General features: G+C 69.0%; 18 protein-coding genes and 1 pseudogene. 16 read left to right on the plus strand and 3 right to left on the minus strand.

What is annotated here, in order from left to right; translation table 11 throughout:
* The 10 genes and pseudogenes from ACK5IN_RS03380 to ACK5IN_RS03425 all read left to right on the plus strand — a co-directional run.
* Positions 1-550: pseudogene (locus ACK5IN_RS03380) on the plus strand (pyridoxal 5'-phosphate synthase lyase subunit PdxS); the annotation flags it as partial.
* Entirely contained in the window at positions 544-1,161 is a 618-nt protein-coding gene (pdxT, locus tag ACK5IN_RS03385) for a pyridoxal 5'-phosphate synthase glutaminase subunit PdxT (protein ID WP_416894839.1), read from the plus strand. The pseudogene ACK5IN_RS03380 and the gene pdxT, both read left to right, overlap by 7 nt.
* A gap of 14 nt (positions 1,162-1,175) precedes the next feature.
* On the plus strand, positions 1,176-1,934 hold the full coding sequence (locus ACK5IN_RS03390) for a YebC/PmpR family DNA-binding transcriptional regulator (RefSeq protein ID WP_416894811.1): 759 nt from the start codon (positions 1,176-1,178) through the stop codon (positions 1,932-1,934).
* A 47-nt stretch (positions 1,935-1,981) separates the two neighbouring features.
* Entirely contained in the window at positions 1,982-2,542 is a 561-nt protein-coding gene (gene ruvC / locus ACK5IN_RS03395) for a crossover junction endodeoxyribonuclease RuvC (RefSeq protein WP_416894812.1), read from the plus strand.
* Between the two features lie 48 nt (positions 2,543-2,590).
* On the plus strand, positions 2,591-3,214 hold the full coding sequence (gene ruvA, locus ACK5IN_RS03400; protein WP_416894813.1) for a Holliday junction branch migration protein RuvA: 624 nt from the start codon (positions 2,591-2,593) through the stop codon (positions 3,212-3,214).
* The gene (gene ruvB / locus ACK5IN_RS03405; RefSeq protein WP_416894814.1) at positions 3,207-4,235 is read left to right on the plus strand and encodes a Holliday junction branch migration DNA helicase RuvB; all 1,029 of its coding nucleotides are present in this window, start codon (positions 3,207-3,209) and stop codon (positions 4,233-4,235) included. The genes ruvA and ruvB overlap by 8 nt, the downstream gene beginning before the upstream one ends.
* A gap of 82 nt (positions 4,236-4,317) precedes the next feature.
* The gene (locus ACK5IN_RS03410; protein WP_416894815.1) at positions 4,318-4,752 is read left to right on the plus strand and encodes a preprotein translocase subunit YajC; all 435 of its coding nucleotides are present in this window, start codon (positions 4,318-4,320) and stop codon (positions 4,750-4,752) included.
* A 42-nt stretch (positions 4,753-4,794) separates the two neighbouring features.
* The gene (gene secD, locus ACK5IN_RS03415; protein WP_416894816.1) at positions 4,795-6,537 is read left to right on the plus strand and encodes a protein translocase subunit SecD; all 1,743 of its coding nucleotides are present in this window, start codon (positions 4,795-4,797) and stop codon (positions 6,535-6,537) included.
* Positions 6,537-7,526 carry a protein translocase subunit SecF gene (gene secF, locus ACK5IN_RS03420; RefSeq protein WP_416894817.1) on the plus strand — a complete coding sequence of 330 codons (990 nt, stop codon included), beginning with the start codon at positions 6,537-6,539 and terminating at the stop codon, positions 7,524-7,526. The genes secD and secF overlap by 1 nt, the downstream gene beginning before the upstream one ends.
* Positions 7,527-7,603: 77 nt before the next feature.
* Positions 7,604-9,865, plus strand: coding sequence for a RelA/SpoT family protein (locus ACK5IN_RS03425; protein WP_416894818.1), 2,262 nt, complete (start codon positions 7,604-7,606; stop codon positions 9,863-9,865).
* Here ACK5IN_RS03425 and ACK5IN_RS03430 read toward each other — a convergent pair.
* The 3 genes from ACK5IN_RS03430 to ACK5IN_RS03440 form a co-directional block, all read right to left on the minus strand.
* On the minus strand, positions 9,852-10,427 hold the full coding sequence (locus ACK5IN_RS03430) for a hypothetical protein (protein ID WP_416894819.1): 576 nt from the start codon (positions 10,425-10,427) through the stop codon (positions 9,852-9,854). The genes ACK5IN_RS03425 and ACK5IN_RS03430 overlap by 14 nt on opposite strands.
* A 59-nt stretch (positions 10,428-10,486) precedes the next feature.
* Entirely contained in the window at positions 10,487-11,776 is a 1,290-nt protein-coding gene (locus tag ACK5IN_RS03435; protein ID WP_416894840.1) for a DUF349 domain-containing protein, read from the minus strand.
* Positions 11,777-11,928: 152 nt separating this feature from the next.
* Positions 11,929-12,234: a dioxygenase gene (locus ACK5IN_RS03440; protein WP_416894820.1), complete on the minus strand. Its 306-nt coding sequence runs from the start codon at positions 12,232-12,234 to the stop codon at positions 11,929-11,931.
* 104 nt (positions 12,235-12,338) lie between these two features.
* On the opposite strand from ACK5IN_RS03440, the gene ACK5IN_RS03445 reads away from it, so the two are divergent.
* From ACK5IN_RS03445 to mltG, 6 genes are all read left to right on the plus strand, one after another.
* Positions 12,339-13,676, plus strand: coding sequence for a replication-associated recombination protein A (locus ACK5IN_RS03445; RefSeq protein WP_416894821.1), 1,338 nt, complete (start codon positions 12,339-12,341; stop codon positions 13,674-13,676).
* Positions 13,677-13,847: 171 nt separating this feature from the next.
* Positions 13,848-14,477: a 30S ribosomal protein S4 gene (gene rpsD, locus ACK5IN_RS03450; RefSeq protein ID WP_416894822.1), complete on the plus strand. Its 630-nt coding sequence runs from the start codon at positions 13,848-13,850 to the stop codon at positions 14,475-14,477.
* Between the two features lie 81 nt (positions 14,478-14,558).
* Entirely contained in the window at positions 14,559-14,765 is a 207-nt protein-coding gene (locus ACK5IN_RS03455) for a hypothetical protein (RefSeq protein ID WP_416894823.1), read from the plus strand.
* Positions 14,762-17,419, plus strand: a complete 2,658-nt coding sequence (alaS, locus tag ACK5IN_RS03460; RefSeq protein ID WP_416894824.1) for an alanine--tRNA ligase — start codon at positions 14,762-14,764, stop codon at positions 17,417-17,419. Before ACK5IN_RS03455 ends, alaS begins: the two co-directional genes overlap by 4 nt.
* A gap of 5 nt (positions 17,420-17,424) precedes the next feature.
* A complete protein-coding gene (gene ruvX, locus ACK5IN_RS03465) occupies positions 17,425-17,910 on the plus strand; it encodes a Holliday junction resolvase RuvX (RefSeq protein ID WP_416894825.1) in 486 nt (161 codons plus the stop codon).
* Positions 17,910-19,169: an endolytic transglycosylase MltG gene (mltG, locus tag ACK5IN_RS03470; protein WP_416894826.1), complete on the plus strand. Its 1,260-nt coding sequence runs from the start codon at positions 17,910-17,912 to the stop codon at positions 19,167-19,169. Before ruvX ends, mltG begins: the two co-directional genes overlap by 1 nt.

Here is a 19,169-nt window from a genome sequence, read left to right on the forward strand (position 1 = left end):
GGGCAATCACATCGACAAGCAGGGATTCACCGTGCCGTTCGTCTGCGGTGCGACCAATCTGGGCGAGGCCCTCAGGCGCATCACCGAGGGTGCGGCCATGATCCGTTCCAAGGGCGAAGCAGGCACCGGAGACGTCTCCGAAGCCACCAAGCACATTCGCACCATCAGGGGCGAGATCGCACGTCTCACCTCGCTCGAGCGCGACGAGCTCTTCGTTGCCGCGAAAGAGCTGCAGGCGCCCTACGACCTCGTCGCGGAGGTCGCGGCGACAGGTGCGCTTCCGGTGGTGCTCTTCACTGCGGGCGGGGTCGCCACTCCGGCCGATGCGGCGATGATGATGCAGCTCGGCGCCGACGGCGTGTTCGTCGGCTCGGGCATCTTCAAGTCCGGCAACCCGGCCGAACGTGCCGCGGCGATCGTGAAGGCGACGACCTTCTACGACGACGCGAAGGTGATCGCCGACGTGTCGCGCGGTCTCGGCGAGGCCATGGTCGGCATCAACGTCGCCGACCTGCCCGCTCCGCACCGCCTGGCTGAGCGCGGCTGGTGACCAGCCGCCCCCGCATCGGGGTCCTCGCCGTTCAGGGCGACGTGCGCGAGCACGCCGCCGCTCTGCACCGGCTGGGCGCCACCGTGGAGCTGGTCCGGCGCCCGACCGAGCTGGCGACCGTCGACGGCCTGGTGCTCCCGGGCGGCGAGTCGAGCACGATCGACAAGCTGACGCGGGCCTTCGGGCTGCAGCAGCCGATCCGCGACGCCATCGCCTCCGGCATGCCGGTGTACGGAACGTGCGCCGGCATGATCCTCCTGGCGGACAGGATCAGCGACGGCATCGCGGGGCAGCAGACCTTCGGCGGACTGGATGTCACGGTGCGCCGCAATGCGTTCGGCAGCCAGGTCGATTCTTTCGAGACGGATCTCGCAGTGCCCGCACTCGGCGCGCCCCCCGTGCACGCGGTGTTCATCCGCGCCCCGCTCGTCGAGCAGGCCGGCGACGACGTCGAGGTGCTCGCCCGTCTCGACGACGGCCGTATCGTGGCGGTGCGGCAGGGGTCGCTGCTGGCCACCGCGTTCCACCCCGAGGTCGGCGCCGAGCTGCGCTTCCATGCCCTGCTGGTGGCGCAGGCCGCCGCCTGGCGCGAAGCCACCGTGCCCGGTTAGGTAGAATCGACCGCATGTCCGGCCACTCCAAGTGGGCGACGACCAAGCACAAGAAAGCCGTCATCGACGCGCGCCGTGCCAAGTCGTTCGCCAAGCTCATCAAGAACATCGAGGTCGCCGCAAAGCTCGGCGGTGCCGACCTGAACGGCAACCCGACGCTCTACGACGCGGTCCAGAAGGCCAAGAAGACCTCTGTCCCCAACGACAACATCGACCGGGCCATCAAGCGCGGTGCGGGTATCGGCGGAGACGCCGTCGAATACCAGACGATCCTGTACGAGGGCTACGGACCCCACGGCGTCGCGCTGATGATCGAGTGCCTCACCGACAACAAGAATCGCGCTGCCGCCGAGGTGCGTACGTCACTGAGCCGCAACGGCGGGTCGCTGGCCGACCCCGGATCGGTGGCGTACAACTTCTCGCGCAAAGGCGTCATCGTCGTCTCCGGCGAAGGCACGACCGAGGACGACGTCATGCTGGCTGCCCTCGAGGCAGGCGCCGAGGAAGTCGAGCCGCACGCCCAGGGGTTCGAAGTGATCACCGAGGCGAGCGACCTGGTCACGGTGCGCAAGGGCCTGCAGGACGCGGGCCTGGACTACGAATCCGCCGACGTCGAGTTCGTGCCGTCGCTGAAGATCGAGATCGACGCCGTCACTGCCCGCAAGGTATTCCGTCTGATCGATGCGCTCGAGGACAGCGACGACGTGCAGAACGTGTTCAGCAACTTCGATCTGACGGCTGAGGTGCAGGCCGAGCTCGAAGCCGACGACTGACGGCGCGCCCCGCCGCACGGCCGGAGCCGCCCGCATAGCGTGGGGGAGTGGCATCCACTCTTCGCGTGCTCGGCATCGACCCCGGGCTCACCCGGTGCGGCGTGGGCATCGTCGACGTTGCACCCGACCGCTCAGCAGCCCTCGTGCATCTCGGCGTCGTGCGTTCTGCGCCCGGCGACCCGATCGAGGGCAGGCTCGCCGCGGTGGCGCGCGGGCTCCGGTCCCTGCTCGAGGAGCACGAACCCCATGTGGTCGCCGTGGAACGCGTCTTCGCCCAGCAGAACCGGCACACCGTGATAGGCACGGCGCAGGCCAGCGGCGTCGCGCTGCTGCTGGCGGCCGAGCGCGGTCTGCCCGCCGCCCTGCACACACCCACCGAGGTGAAGGCCGCCATCACCGGGTACGGCGCCGCCGACAAGCGGCAGGTACAGACGATGGTCGCGCGCATCCTGCGGCTCGACACCCTGCCGCGCCCCGCCGACGCCGCAGACGCCCTCGCACTGGCGCTGTGCCATGCGTGGCGCGGCGGCACGGCGACGGCACCGACCGCCCCGCTCACCCCCGCGCAGCGCGCCTGGACGGATGCCGAGCGTGCGGCGCGGCGCTGAGTGCGTGTCGCTAGAACAAAGCTCCGAACTTCGGCCTAGGCTGACAGCATGATCTCGTCCCTGCGCGGAACCGTGCTGCACATCGACACCGACACGATGATCGTCGAGGTCGGGGGCGTGGGTTTCAGCGTGGCGGTGCCCCCCGACATCGTGCGGGAAGCGCACGTCGGGAGCGAGCTGCACCTGCACACACACCTCGTCGTCCGCGAGGATGCACTGGCCCTGTTCGGATTCACCACGCGCGATGAGCTGGTCGTCTTCCTGCAGCTGTTGGGCGTGCCCGGGGTCGGCCCGAAGTCGGCACTCGGTGTGCTCGCCGGGATGCCGGTCGACGCCATTGCCGCCGCGGTCGCCGACGAGGACGATGCGCCGTTCCGCCGGGTCTCGGGCATCGGGCCGAAGACCGCCAAGCTCATCGTCGTTCATCTGGCGGGAAAGCTCGCCGTCGTGCCGGTGACACCGGCACCCGCTGCCAGCGACTCAGCACCGGTGCTGTCCCAGGTGACCGCGGCTCTGGTCGGGCTGGGCTGGAACGAGCGCACCGCAATCGATGTGCTCGACGGTGTCGTCTCCGGCGCATCCGAAGCAGACAAGGGATCGGTGAGCGCCCTCCTGCGCCTGGCGCTGGCACAGCTCGGACCGGCGCGCCCCACGGAGCCTGCACATGGGTGACGTCCGCGACGACCGAGAACCGGTGGACGAGTCCGAGCTCGCGATCGAGGGCGCCCTGCGCCCACTTTCGCTCAGCGACTTCGTCGGCCAGCCGAAGGTGCGCGGTCAACTGCAGCTGCTTCTCGAGGCGGCTCGGCTACAGCAGCGATCCGCCGACCACATCCTGCTCTCCGGCCCCCCGGGCCTGGGCAAGACCACCTTGGCGATGATCGTCGCGCACGAGAGCGATCGCCCGTTGCGGCTGTCGAGCGGACCTGCCATCCAGCACGCGGGAGACCTCGCCGCTCTGCTGTCGAGCCTGACGCCCGGTGAAGTGCTCTTCATCGACGAGGTGCACCGCATGGCGCGCTCGGCGGAGGAGATGCTGTATCTGGCGATGGAGGACTTCCGCATCGACATCATGGTCGGCAAGGGCGCGGGGGCCACCAGCATCCCTCTCGACCTCGCCCCGTTCACCCTCGTCGGCGCGACGACCCGCTCGGGCCTGCTGCCCAATCCGCTGCGCGACCGATTCGGCTTCACCGGCCACCTCGAGTACTACGAAGCAGAAGACCTCGAACGGGTGATCTCGCGTTCGGCGACGATGCTGGACGTGCGGATCGAGCCGGAGGCGCGCTTCGAGATCGCCCGGCGGTCTCGCGGCACACCCCGCATCGCGAACCGTCTGCTGCGTCGGGTGCGTGACTACGTACTCGTGCACGGCGGGGGCAGGGATGCCGATCTCGCTGCCGTGTCCGCCGCGCTCGAGCTGTACGACGTCGATGCGATCGGTCTCGACCGCCTCGACCGGGCCGTGCTCGACGCGCTCGTGCATCGCTTCGGCGGCGGACCTGTCGGACTGTCGACGCTCGCCGTGGCGGTCGGCGAAGAGGCCGAGACGGTCGAGAGCGTCGTGGAGCCCTATCTTGTGCGCATCGGATTCATCGGCCGCACCCCACGCGGACGCACAGCCACTCCGGCCGCATACGCGCACCTCGGCGGCGCCCGCGCTGAGAGCGTGCTCGGATTCGATGACCTATAATTCCTGAAGGCCTCTCGCCTGCACCCCTCCTTGCCTGCCGCCGTCCTGCGGTGTGCCCCACCCGAAAGGTGATGTCCTTCGTATGGATTTCCTCTCGCAATACGGTCTGCTCCTTCTGCTGGCTGTGCTCCTCGTGTTCATGTTCTGGAGCTCGCGGCGGCGCACGCAGCGGATGAAGGCCGAGCAGGAGAAGAAGGCCCGTGAGACCGTTCCCGGCGCCGAGGTGCTGCTGCAGGGCGGCCTCTACGGCAAGGTCGTCTCGTACGACCCCGAGAACCTCGACCAGCCGGCCCTCATCCAGGTTGCTCCGGGTGTCGAGCTGAAGGTGCACAGCCAGGCGATCCTGCGGGTCGTGACACCGTCCGACATCCTCTCGGAAGAGGAGTTCCTCGCCGCTGAGGAGCACCAGGCCGAATACGCCGCGGACGTCACCGAGGGCTACATCGCTCCGATCGAGCCCGAGGTCTCCGGTGAGAAGAACTCGGACACCGAACAGGGCAAGAAGACCGAGGACTGACCCTCTCGCCCGCACAAGGGCGTGCACTGAGAAAGCGATTCCGTGGCCACATCGACCCCTGTCCGCCATGCGTGGCGCGCACTGCTGGCACTCCTGATCATCGTCGCCGTGCTGGGCGGCATCAACGCCCTCGGCGTCTACGTCTTCCAGAAGAGCTCGTGGACACCTGAGCTCGCCCTCGACCTGCAGGGCGGCACGCAGATCGTACTGCAGGCGTCCTCGCCCGATGGCGTGGCGCCCACGCAGGAGCAGATGGACCAGGCCGCGGCGATCATCCGCCAGCGAGTGGATGCCTCCGGCGTCGGCGAGGCCGACATCACCACCCAGGCCGGCAACCAGATCGTCGTGCAGATCCCGGGACAGGCCGATGACGAGACGCGGGCGCGCATCGAGGCGTCGGCGCAGCTGCAGCTGCGCTCGGTGCTGTTCGTCGACACCCCGGCGACGAGCTTCATCGGCGAGGACGGCAACCAGACGCCCTACCCGTCGCCGGACCCTACCCTCGAGTCCACACCAACAGCCACGCCCACGGATGGCAGCGACATGAACTGGATCACGCCTCGGCTGCAGGCGGAGTTCCGTGCCTACGACTGCGCCGATCCGGCCAACGATCCGGCCAACGAGCCGAAGGACCAGCCGCTGATCACCTGCGAGGCCGACGGCACCGCGAAATACATCCTCGGGCCGGTCGAGCTCGACGGCTCCGCGATCGACGACGCCAGCTTCGGCCAGAACGCGCAGAACGGGCAGTGGGAGGTGCAGCTCACCTTCGACGCCGACGGCACCAAGCAGTTCGCCACGGTCAGCACGCGCCTGTTCGGCCTGGAGGCACCCCGCAACCAGTTCGCGTTCGTGCTCGACGGCGACGTGATCTCGGCGCCGCGCATGAACGCGGTGATCACGGACGGACGACCCTCGATCTCGGGATCGTTCACGCAGGACAGCGCCCGCGTCCTCGCCGACCAGCTGAAGTACGGCGCGCTGCCGCTCAGCTTCGAGGTCGTCAGCTCGAACACGATCTCGGCGACCCTCGGCGATCAGCAGCTGCAGATCGGCCTGATCGCCGGTCTCATCGGTCTGGCACTGGTGGCCCTCTACTCGCTCATCACCTACCGCGCCCTGGGCTTCGTGATCATCGCCTCGCTCATGGCGATGGCCGTGATCACCTACCTCGCGATCTGCATCCTGGCGTGGCGAATGGGCTTCCGGCTGTCACTGGCCGGTGTCGCGGGCATCATCGTGTCAATCGGCTTCACCGCGGACTCGTTCATCGTCTACTTCGAGCGAATACGTGACGAGCTGCGCGATGGCAAGTCGATCACCGGCGCCGTCGAGGACGGCTGGGACCGCGCCAAGCGCACGATCTACATCTCCAAGTCGGTGAACGTGCTCGCCGCCGTGGTGCTGTACATCCTCGCCGACGCGACGGTGAAGGGCTTCGCGTTCACACTGGGGTTGACCACCGTCATCGACGTGCTCATCTTCGTCGTGTTCACGCACCCGGTGATGCAGCTGCTGGCCCGCACGCGATTCTTCGGCAACGGGCACCCGCTGTCGGGCATGGATCCGGAGGCGTTGGGTGCCGTGTACCGCGGCCGCGCGCAGTTCCGCGCACCGGTGGCCGCCACCGCCAAGGGGCAGGCCGCCCGCCGCGCGGGAAAGTCCCGCGGCGAGGCGGAGCGCAGGCAGACCATCGCCGAGCGCAAGCGCGCCGAGCTGGCCTCGGCCGGCACGGGCGGCGAGGCATCCACCAGTTCCGGCAGCACGAAGGAAGGGGACCACTGATGGGCCGCATGAGCCGTCTCGGCAACGACCTGTATGCCGGCAAGGTCTCCTTCCCCTTCGTCGGCCGCCGTCGCCTGTGGTTCGCGCTTGCGCTCGTGCTGGTCGTCGCTTCCGCGCTGGTGCCGCTGTTCCGGCCGATCCAGTTCTCGATCGAGTTCACCGGGGGGTCCAAGTTCACGGTATCCGGGGTGAGCAGCGCCGACCAGTCGCTTGCGAGCCAGGCCGTCGCATCCGTCGTGCCGGGTGCGACCTCGAAGGTGGCGACCGTCGGTGACGACGCCGTGCAGGTGCAGACAGACCAGATGAGCGCCGACGAGACACAGGCCGTGCGCGCGGCGCTCGCCGACGCATACCAGGTGCCCGTCGATGAGGTGACCGCGTCTTTCATCGGGCCCAGCTGGGGTGCGGATGTCACGCGTCAGTCGCTGTGGGGGCTGGCGATCTTTCTGGCGCTGACCTTCTTGATCCTGGCGCTGTACTTCCGCACGTGGAAGATGTCGGCCGCGGCGATCATCGGTCTGCTCGATGTGCTCGTGATCACCGTCGGCATCTATGCGCTGGCTGGGTTCGAGATCTCGCCTGCGGCCGTGATCGGCTTCCTGACGATCCTGGCGTATTCGCTCTATGACACCACTGTCGTCTTCGACAAGGTCAGAGAGACCACGCGTGAGGACGGGGAGCAATCCGGCAGGACCTTCGGCGAGTCGGTCAACCTCGCGGTGAACCAGACGCTGGTGCGATCGATCAACACGACCGTCGTGGCCGCGCTGCCAGTGGGAGCGATCCTGTTCATCGGTGCGATCTGGCTCGGCGCCGACACGCTCAGCGACATCTCGCTGGCGATCTTCGTGGGCATCATCGTCGCGGCGTACTCGACGCTGTTCGTGGCCGCTCCGCTATTCGCGTTCTTCCGTGAGAACGAGAAGGAGATCAAGACACGGAATGCGCGAGTGCTCGCCGCACGCGAACTGGCTGCCGTCGACGCCTGATCGTGCCGCACCGTCCGCTGAGACGGTGCAGCGCCGCCCCGGCGTAGGATGGGCGGACGAGCCCGGGAGGTGAGCAGATGACGGAGACCGCATCGCCCGCGGGCGGTTCCACCGCCCCGCCGTCGCTGCGTCGGCTGGTTCCCCGTATCTTCTCGCGGTCGCTGCGTCGCGACGACGTCGAGCATCTGCTGCGCACGGTGCGCGCCAATCACCCCAAGGGCGACCTCGCCGTCATCGAGCGTGCGTACGCGGTGGCTGCACGGGCGCACGAGGGGCAGGTGCGCCGCAGCGGCGAGCCGTACATCACCCATCCGGTCGCCGTCGCCCAGATCCTCGCCGACCTCGGTCTGGGCCCACGCGCGATCGCCGCGGCCCTGCTGCACGACACGGTCGAGGACACCGGCTACGAGCTCGATCAGCTGACGCACGAGTTCGGCGACGAGGTCGCGATGCTCGTCGACGGGGTCACCAAGCTCGACAAGGTCAAGTACGGCGACGCGGCACAGGCCGAGACTGTACGCAAGATGATCGTCGCGATGTCGAAGGACATCCGGGTGCTGATCATCAAGCTCGCCGATCGCCTGCACAACGCGCGTACATGGGGATTCGTACCTCCCGAGAAGGCGCAGAAGAAGGCGACCGAGACACTCGAGATCTTTTCTCCGCTGGCGCACCGGCTCGGCATCCAGGCCATCAAGTCCGAGCTCGAGGATCTGTCGTTCGCAGTGTTGCACCCGAAGATCTACGCCGAGATCGAGTCGCTTGTGCGGCAGCGCACGCCGCAGCGCGAGGAGTACGTGCAGAAGGTGATCAGCGCCGTCGACGAAGACCTGCGCGAACTGCGCATCCGCGGCCGGGTCGTCGGCCGGCCGAAGCAGCTGTACTCGGTGTATCAAAAGATGGTCGTGCGCGGTCGCGAGTTCGACGACATCTACGACCTCATCGGCATCCGTGTGCTGGTGGGCAGCGTGCGCGACTGCTACGCCGTGCTCGGTGCCATCCATGCGCGCTGGACGCCGCTTCCCGGTCGCTTCAAGGACTTCATCGCGACCCCCAAGTTCAATCTGTACCAGTCGCTGCACACGACGGTGATCGGCCCGGGGGGCCGCACGGTGGAGATCCAGATCCGCACGCACGAGATGCACCAGCAGGCGGAGTTCGGCGTCGCGGCCCACTGGAAGTACAAGGAGCAGGTCAACGGGGGCAAGGCGTCATCACGCACGACCGATGCCGACATGGCCTGGCTGGCGCATATCTCGGACTGGCAGGCCGAGACCGCCGACCCGGGGGAGTTCCTCGATTCGCTGCGCTACGAGATCGGTGCGAAGGAGGTGTACGTCTTCACTCCCAAGGGTCGGGTCATCGGCCTGCCCACCGCGGCGACCCCCGTCGATTTCGCGTATGCCGTGCACACCGAGGTCGGGCATCGCACCATGGGTGCGAAGGTCAACGGCCGCCTGGTTCCGCTGGAGACCGAGCTGAAGAGCGGTGACGTCGTCGAGGTCTTCACGTCGAAGAATCCGGATGCGGGACCCAGTCAGGACTGGCTGGGCTTCGTCAAGAGCACCCGCGCGCGCAGCAAGATCCGCGGCTGGTTCACGAAGGAGCGTCGCGACGAGGCGGTCGAGCAGGGGAAGGATGCCATCGCCCGCGCGATGCGCCGCCAGAATCTGCCGCTGCAGCGGCTGATGAGCCAGGACTCGTTCGCCGAGGTCGCGCAGCAGCTGAGGTACGAGGATGTCACCGCGCTGTATGCGGCGGTCGGCGAGGGCCACGTCTCGACGCAGTCTGTGCTCGAGAAGGTGACGGCTCTGGTCCGGGCGGCAGAAGCGACGACAGGCCCCATCGATCTTCCACCGGTCGGCGGCCGGCGCAGCGGTCGGGGCAGCGATGCCGGCATCCTCGTGCGGGGGGCGCCCGACATCCTCGTGAAGCTCGCCAAGTGCTGCACGCCGGTGCCGGGAGACTCAATCGTGGGCTTTGTCACGCGCGGGCAGGGCGTGTCGGTGCACCAGCGCGCATGCACGAATGTGAAGGCGCTCATGGCCGACCCCGAACGCATGATCGAGGTGGAGTGGGCGCCGACGTCGAAGAGCGTCTTCCTTGTGCAGATCCAGGTCGAGGCGCTGGACCGGTCGGCGCTGCTGTCGGATGTCACCCGGGTCCTGAGCGAGCACCACGTCAGCATCCTCTCGGCGACCGTGTCGACCACGAACAACCAGCTGGCGATCAGCCGGTTCGTCTTCGAGATGGGCGACACGGTGCACCTCGACCGCGTCCTCAACGCCGTGCGGCGCATCGACGCCGTCTACGACGTGTATCGCGTCACATCGTCGTAGCGCACCGCTCCCGCTCGCGCAGCAGGTCGAGCGCCTTCGGTCTGCCCGGCACGCCCTCGTGCAGAGCGAGGCTCACGATCGCCTCCCGTGTCGTCGTCGGATCGGCCGACATCGCGTCGACGGCGCGAACCACCGCCGGTGCGGCGTCGCCCAGCACCAGATCGCGGCTCAGGTCGGCGAGGGTGCGCGGTCTGGTCGTCACGAGCACGCCGCCGATGCGCAGCAGGTCCCGCCCTTCGACGACCCCGTCGCGGTATTCGAGGCACCGGTCGACGATCGTGGTGATGCGGTGCGCGACGGCACGCTGGGCGGCGTGGCGCACTGGCGGGTCGTCGACGACGCCGTGCACCCATGCGGCGCTGAGCCGGATCGCCGCCAGCTGATCGCCGAGGATCGGCGACAGCGATGCGGCCCGAAGGGCGACCGTCTCGACGGCGTCGGCCGGGATGTATCCCTCGCCGACCTCCACGAGGTGCCCGTCGAGGCGCGCCGCCGACAACTCGGCGGGCGACAGTGCGCGATGTGCGAAGTACAGAAACCGTTCGGTCTGCGTCGGGGGCACCCTCTCAGCGTGGCGTATTCCGCCGAGCACCGGGGGCGCCTGTGGACAACCTGCCGCGATCAGCGTCCGAGGGCGCCGAGCCACGCCTTGCGGGCAGCCAGGGCTTCCTCTGCGGCGGCGATCGCGGTGGCATCCCCGCCCGCACGGGCTGCCGTCAGTTCGTCCTCGAGTTTCGCGATGGCGTCGGTGAGCTGCTGGGTCATGTCGTCGGCGCGGGCGCGGGTCTCGGGGTTGTTGCGCTTCCAGTCGGCGTCTTCCCTCGCGCGCAGCGCCTGCTCGACCTTGCGCAGCTCGTCATCGAGCGCGCGCTCCTTGTCACGGGGGAAGATGCGGCCGATCTCGTCCCAGCGGCGCTGGATGCCGGTCAGCTGCGTGCGGGCCTTTCGGAGGTCCTTCTCGTCGGCGACGGCCTTGGCCTCGTCGAGCAAGGCACGCCGCTGCTCGATCTTCTCGAGGGACGCCTCGACCTCGGCGCTGTCGCGCTCGGCACGAGCCGCATAGAGCACGTCGCCGGCGGCCTTGAACCGGGCCCACAACGCGTCGTCGGCCTTGCGCCCCGCACGTCCGGAGCTCTTCCACTGGTCGAGCAGGTCGCGGTATGCGGGGATGCCGTCCTCGCCCTTGGGCGCCAGGGCCTCGGCCTTCGCCACCAGGGCGGACTTGCGGTCGCGTGCGGCCTTGTGGGTCTCGTCGAGATCGGCGTAGAACTCGCGCCGGTGCCGATCGAGGGTTGCCCGCGCGTCGCGGAACCGCTTCCACAGCTGCTGAGAGGCCGCCTTCGACAGCCTCGGCCCTGCCTGCTGCTGTGCCTGCCACTGCGCGAACAGCTCGTTGACCTCGGCGGTGGTCTGCTTCCACTGGATCGACTTGGGGTCGCGCGCAGCCAGCTTCTCCATGCTCTCGACGAGCACGGTGCGCTGCTGCACGGCCTCGTCCACCGCGGCCCGTGCCGCCGCCGCTTCCTCTGCGCTGGCGGCGCCGAGGGTGTCGGTGAGTGCGTCGAGCCGGCCGGCGAGGCTTGCCAGATCGCCGACGGCGGCGGCACCGTCGACCTCGTCGACCAGGCGGGCGGCCGCCGTGCGCAACTCAGATGCCGAAGCTCCGCCGCCCCGGTGGCGCTGCTCGAGCAGGGCCACCTTGTCGGCGAGGTCGGTGAACTTGCGCGTGAAGTATGCCAGGGCCTCGTCGTGCGTCCCGTCGGGGTACTGCCCGACCTGGCGCCACTGGTCGCCCTCGCGCACCGAGACGGTGCCGTCCTCGGCGACGCGTCCCCACTCCTCGGCAGGCGTCGTGCGCACCGCAGCGACCGTTGCGGGACGCGGCACCGGCCGGGGCACGGGGCGCGGCATCGCCGCCGGCGTGGGCACCGGCTTCGCGGGTTCCGGCGTCGGCGGAGTGGTGTCTTCGGGCTTGTCTGCGGGCGCGGTCACGTGGGCTCAATCGTCGGGGCGGGTGCCGATGTTCGGCGATTCGCTTAACCCTAGTACGGCCCGGTGCCCCGTCAGGGGGTCGGCGACGGCGTCGGCGTACCAGGGTACGGCGTCGGGGTAGGACCGGTGCTGTCGGTCACGGTCGGAGTAGGGGTCGGCACCGGTTCGGGCGCCCCGGGACCGACGACGTAGTACGCGATCTGCCCGGCGATGACACCGGCGATGAGCAGCCCGCCGACCACGCCGGCGACGACGTTGTCGCGGGTGCGGCGCCGGATCCGCGCGTCGTGGAACTGCGCGCGCGCCTGGTAGACACGTGCGCGTTCGCGCTCCTCGCGCTCGCTGCGCGCCTTAGGGGATCTGCCGCCCGTGGCCACGTGCCCTCCTCGTCCGGATCACCTGCCGACCCGCAACGACTTTACGCACTGGGCGGTGGGCGGCCCAAACCGATCGCGTCGGAGGCCGCCGATAGCCTGGGTGGGTGACGACCCCGACCGCTCTGTTCGCGGGCGACGCTCATCGCCAGACACCGCTGGCGGTGCGGATGCGCCCCGCGTCGCTCGACGAGGTGGCCGGTCAGCAGCATCTGCTCGCGCCCGGCTCGCCTCTGGTACAGCTGGCCGCCGCCGACGCCCGATCCCAGCGAGCGGTGTCGGTGATCCTGTGGGGCCCGCCGGGGACGGGCAAGACGACCCTGGCACAGGCGATCGCCCGCACGTCGGGGCGCCGTTTCGTCGAGCTCTCGGCGGTGACCGCCGGCGTGCGGGACGTCCGGGAGGTGATGCAGGATGCCGTGAACCAGCGCGATCTGTACGGTCAGTCGACCATCCTTTTTTTGGACGAGATCCACCGCTTCACGAAGGCCCAGCAGGACGCCCTGCTACCGGGTGTGGAGAACGGCTGGGTGGTGCTGATCGCCGCCACCACCGAGAATCCGTCGTTCTCGGTGATCTCGCCGCTGCTGTCCCGCTCACTCCTGCTCACGCTGCGGCCGCTGGCCGACGAGGACGTCGGGATGCTGCTCGATCGTGCCGTCGACGACCCGCGCGGCCTCGCCGGCAGTGTGCGCGTCGACGACGACGCACGCGCCGCCCTGGTGCGCCTCGCCTCGGGCGATGCCCGGCGGGCACTCACGGCACTGGAGGCCGCGGCATCCCTTCCCGTCGCCGAGGAGGGAGAGACCCCGGCGGTCACCGCGGCGCATGTCGCGCAGGCCGTCGACCGTGCGCTGCTGCGCTACGACAAGCAGGGCGACGAGCACTACGACGTGATCAGCGCCTTCATCAAGTCGATCAGAGGCTCCGACGTGGATGCCGCGCTTCACTATCTGGCACGCATGGTCGAAGCGGGGGAGGACCCGCGCTTCATCGCCCGACGCCTGGTGATCTCAGCCGCGGAGGACATCGGGCTCGCCGACCCGCAGGCACTGCAGATCGCCGTTGCCGCCGCCGATGCGGTGGCGTTCATCGGCATGCCCGAAGGGCGCATCCCGCTCGCCGAGGCGACCGCCTACCTCGCCACCGCTGCAAAGTCGAATGCGGCGTATCTGGCGATCGACAAGGCCATCGCCGACGTCCGCACCGGCGGCTTCGGCCGGGTGCCGACGCATCTTCGCGACGCGCACTACCCCGGGGCGAAGCGCCTGGGCCACGGCAAGGGCTACCTCTACCCGCACGACACCGAGGTCGGTGTCGCCCGCCAGCAGTACCTGCCCGGCGAGCTGCGAGGGCGCCGCTACTACGAGCCCAAGGCGCTCGGCGCCGAGCGCGAAGTGCAGGCGCGCCTCGAGAAGATCCGGCGCATCCTCGGCGGGCAGTGAGCCGCCCGCCGCACTTTGATACACTAGATCGGCTCGAAACCGAGTTTTTGGGCATCCCCCTCCTCTGATCAAGACCTGCCGGTGTGCTTCGGCGTGCAGTCCGGTGAGGGCGAGGAGCGGGAGATACGTCCGCGCGTCGTGAAACGCACGGCCGCGTTCAGGAAGGCAATCATGGCTTCGAAGGCTCAGGACCGCCGCAAGGTCCGTCTGTCGCGCGCGCTCGGCGTCGCGCTCACTCCCAAGGCCGCCCGCTACCTCGAGAAGCGTCCCTACGCTCCGGGCGAGCACGGCCGCACCAAGCGCAAGGCCGACAGTGACTACGCCGTCCGCCTGCGCGAGAAGCAGCGCCTGCGCGAGCAGTACAACCTGCGCGAGAAGCAGCTGCGCATCCAGTTCGAAGAGGCCCGCCGCAAGGACGGCCTGACCGGTGAGAACCTCGTCGAGCAGCTCGAGATGCGCCTCGACGCGCTCGTGCTGCGTGCGGGCTTCGCCCGTACGATGGCGCAGGCGCGTCAGCTCGTCGTGCACCGCCACATCCTCGTCGAGGGCGAGCTCGTCGACCGCCCGTCGTTCCGTGTGAAGCCGGGCCAGCTCATCCACGTCAAGGCCCGCAGCGAGGGAACCGAGCCGTTCCAGGTCGCTGCTGCCGGTGGACACGCCGAGGTGCTGCCCCCGGTCCCGGGCTACCTCGAGGTCGAGCTCGACAAGCTGCAGGCCCGCCTCGTGCGGCGCCCGAAGCGAGCCGAGGTTCCCGTCGTCTGCGACGTGCAGCTCGTCGTGGAGTACTACGCGGCGCGCTGATCCGCGCACACGCGCATCGCTCGAGAGGGCGTCGGGGGCGCACCCCCCGGCGCCCTCTTCCCTTCCCTTACGATGGTCACCATGAAGAGCCTGATCTGGTTTCTGCTCGGTGTCGTCGGCGGCTTCGTCGCCGCCCATCTCCTCGACAAGAACCCTCGGGGCCACGAGCTGCTCGCCGAGGTCGATGCACGCATCGGCGCGTTCACCGACCGCATGACCGAGGCGTACCGCGAGCAGGAGTCGCGGAGCGCCGAGGCGCACGCCGGCAGCAGCGAGGACCGTGCATGAAGACCGCGGAGATCTCGCGCCGATTCCTGCAGTACTTCGAGAAGAACGGGCACACGATCGTCCCGTCGGCGCCCCTGGTCACCGATGACCCCGCGTTGCTGTTCACGATCGCCGGCATGGTGCCGTTCATCCCGTATCTCAGTGGCGACGTCCCGGCGCCCTACCCACGTGCGGTCGACGTGCAGAAGTGCCTGCGCACCCTTGACATCGAAGAGGTGGGGCACACGCCCCGGCACGGCACGTTCTTCCAGATGCTGGGCAACTGGTCGTTCGGCGACTATTTCAAAGAGGGTGCGATCCGCTTCGCGTGGGAGCTGCTGACCACCCCCGACGCACAGGGCGGTCTCGGCTTCGACCCCGAAGAGCTCTGGGTCACCGTGTACGAAGAGGACGACGAGGCCCATGACCTATGGCTGAAGCTGTCGTCACTGCCGGAGGAGCGCATCCAGCGGCTCGGCAAGGACACGAACTACTGGAGCACCGGGCTGCCCGGCCCTGCCGGCCCGTGCTCGGAGATCTTCTTCGACCGCGGTCCGGCTTACGGCATCGACGGAGGCCCCGCCACCGACGACGACCGCTACGTCGAGATCTGGAACCTCGTGTTCATGCAGTACGAGATCGCCGATGTGACCTCGAAGTACGACTTCTCCATCGTGGGCGAGCTTCCGAACAAGAACGTCGACACCGGCATGGGCCTCGAGCGCGTCGCCTTCCTCAAACAGGGCGTCGACAACATGTACGAGACCGATCAGGTGCGCCCGGTGCTCGACGCCGCGGTGGAGCTGTCGGGGCGGCCGTACGGCGTGAATCACGACGACGACGTGCGCTTCCGCATCGTGGCAGACCACGTGCGTTCATCGCTCATGCTGCTCTCCGAGGGCGTCACTCCGTCGAACGAGGGCCGCGGCTACGTCTTGCGCCGCCTCATGCGACGGGCGATCCGCTCGATGCGTCTGCTCGGCGTCGGCGGGCCGACGTTCGCCGTGCTGTTCGCGGCATCCTGCAACGCGATGAAGCAGGCATATCCCGAGGTCGAGACGGACTACCCGCGCATCGAGCAATACGCGCTGGCAGAGGAGGCGACGTTCCTGCGCACGCTGGCGTCCGGCTCGGCGATCCTCGACGAGTCGCTGACGCAGACGAAGGACGCCGGAGGAACGACGCTCGCCGGCTCCGAGGCGTTCCTGCTGCATGACACCTACGGGTTCCCGATCGATCTCACGCTCGAGATCGCGGAGGAGGCAGGGCTCACGGTCGACCGCACGGCCTTTGACGCCCTGATGCACGAGCAGCGCACGCGGGCCAAGGCCGACGCGCGTGCCCGCAAGGGCCAGCTCGCCGACACGAGCGTCTACCGCGAGCTGCGCGGGCGCGGCGAGACGGTGTTCACCGGCTACACCGACCTCGAGACCGAGTCGACGGTGCTCGGACTGCTCGTCGACGGGCACCCCGCCGACCGCGCCGCGCAGGGACAGGTCACAGAGGTCGTGCTTGCAGAGACGGCGCTGTTCGCCGAGTCGGGCGGCCAGGTCGCCGACAAGGGCGTCATCGTCGGGCCCGGGTTCGAGCTGCAGGTGCTCGACGTGCAGCGCCCGGTGCCGGGACTGGTCAGCCACACGGTCGAGGTGACCAGCGGCGAGGTGGCCGTCGGGTCGGCGGCGACCTCGGTGGTGGATGCCGCCAATCGCCGGGCCGCGCGGCAGGCGCATTCGGCGACGCACCTCGTGCACGCCGCGCTGCGCGACACGCTCGGCCAGAGCGCGACCCAGGCCGGGTCACTTAACCGAGCCGGCTATCTGCGCTTCGACTTCACCTGGGGCCAGGCGCTCTCGCCCGAGACCAGGACCGAGATCGAGGAGATCGCCAACAACGCGATCCGCGACAACCTCGCCGTCGAGACCCGGGTCGTCACCCTCGACGAGGCCAAGGCGGCCGGCGCCATGGCGCTGTTCGGCGAGAAGTACGGCGACGAAGTGCGCATGGTCGACATCGGCGGCCCGTGGTCGCGCGAGCTGTGTGCCGGCACGCACGTCGGCTCGAGCGCCGAGATCGGGCTGATCTCGCTCGTGGGCGAGTCGTCGGTGGGCGCGTCGAATCGTCGTATCGAGTCGCTGGTCGGCCTCGACGCGTTCCGGTCGCTCGCCGCGGAGCGTGCGATCGTCACCGAGCTGACGAGCACACTGAAGACGCCGCGCGATCAGCTGACGGCACGCATCGCCGAGCTGTCCGCAAACCTCAAGGCCGCCGAGAAGAAGATCGCCGCGCTCGAGGCGAAGTCGCTGACCGAGAAGGCCCCCGCCCTCGCTGCGGCGGCGACGACCGAGGGCGCGTTCACGGTCGTGACCGAGGTGATCGGCACTGTCGGATCTGCCGACGATCTGCGTTCCCTCGTGCTTGCCGTGCGCGATCGACTCGACTCTGCTGCCGGGGTGGTCGCTCTCGCCGGTGAGGCCAACGGACGCCCGGTGGTCATCGTGGCGACGACACCGGCGGCCCGCGATGCCGGCGCGAAGGCCGGGCTGCTGGCGAAAGCAGCTGCCGCCGTGCTGGGCGGTGGTGGCGGCGGTCGCGACGATGTGGCCCAGGGCGGCGGGGCGGATGCTGCGGCGACCCCGGCCGCGCTGGCGGCCGTGCGCGACGCGCTGAAGGCCTGATCCGGGTGGATGCCGAAGGCTTCCGCCGCGGTCCGCGGCTGGGTGTCGACGTCGGGAAGGCTCGCGTCGGGGTCGCGCGCAGCGACGTGGACGGCCTGCTGGCCACGCCCGTCGAGACCGTGCCGCGCCAGACGGGCGATCCAGTGCGCCGGGTGGTCGAGCTGGCCACGGAGTACGAGGCGATCGAGGTCGTCATCGGCCTTCCGCTGAACCTGCACGGCGAAGACACCGCGTCGACTCGCGACGCTCGGGACTTCGCGGCGGCGGTGGCCGAGGCATCCGCTCTCCCCGTGCGCCTGGTCGATGAACGCCTCAGCACCGTCTCTGCGCACGCCGCGCTGCGCGACTCCGGCAGAACTCAGCGTTCCTCGCGTAGGATCATCGATCAGGTCGCCGCCGTCGTGCTGCTCCAGCAGGCGCTGGACGTGGAGAAGCGCACAGGACGCGCACCCGGTGAAACCGTACCCACATCCCGAGAGCCCGAAGTCTGATGTCCGATCCCTCGCTCCCGCCGACGTCGCGACGCGAAGCGCGCCAAGCGGCGGTGCGCACCGGTGCGGCCGCAACGGAGCAGGACGTGGTCTCCGCCGCCCCGGCGACGCCGACCCTCGACGACCTCTTCACCCCGTCCGCGGAACAGGACCCCTACACCGGCAAGCCGAAGAAGAAGCGGCGCGTCGGCGGCTGGATCGCGCTGGGCATCATCGTCCTGCTGCTCGGCGGCGCCGTGGGTGTCGGCGTGTGGGCGTGGAACGCCTACGAGGATCAGATCCGCGCAGTGCTCGGCTGGGAGGAGCCGAAAGACTTCGAGCCCGGTCTGGCGCACGGCGAGGCTCTGGTGACGATCGCGGAGGGGGAGGTGCCCCACACCATATCCGAGCGGCTGTTCGAAGCCGGGGTGACCAAGACCGGCTCGGCGTTCTACGACATGCTCATCGAGACCCAGCAGAACCCGACGTTCTACCCCGGCGTATATCGCCTGCAGCTGCAGATGACCTCGGCGGCCGCGCTGGAGGCGCTGCAGAATCCCGAGAACAAGCTCGAGAACTCCGCTCTGGTGCGCGAGGGACTGACGGTCGCGGCGACCATCGGGATCCTCTCCGAAAGCATGGACATGCCGCTCGAAGACTTCCAGGCGGCGGTGTCGACGCCCGCCGACTACGGCGTGACGGCCGACACGCTCGAGGGATGGCTGTTCCCGGCGATGTACACGTTCGATCCGGGTGTGACCGCGCAGGACATCATCCGGACGATGGTCGACCGCGCGGTGCAGTCCCTCGACGCCGCCGTGGTTCCGGTCGACCGGCGCGAGGAGATCCTCACAATCGCATCGATCATCCAGCGCGAGGCGCGCTTCGCGGAGGACTTCTACAAGGTCTCGCGGGTGATCCAGAATCGCCTCGACCCGAACAACTCCGAGACCTTCGGCTATCTGCAGATGGACTCGACGGCGCAGTTCGGCTTCGGGCAGTTGCACGACGGCTCGGCGAGCACCTCGGAGGAGGCGCAGTACGACGACAACCCGTGGAACACCTATGTGTACACCGGCCTGCCGCTCGGGCCGATCGCGAACCCGGGCGATCTGGCGATCGATGCCGCCATGCACCCGGCAGACGGACCCTGGCTGTACTTCGTGACCGTGAACATGGACACGGGCGAGACCGTCTTCACCAACAGGTATGCCGAGCACTTGCGGTATGTCGCGCAGATGCAGCAGTGGTGCGCCGACAATCCCGACTCCGGCTGCTGA

It is taken from the genome of Microbacterium sp., from assembly GCF_047971895.1.
Classification (GTDB): domain Bacteria; phylum Actinomycetota; class Actinomycetes; order Actinomycetales; family Microbacteriaceae; genus Microbacterium.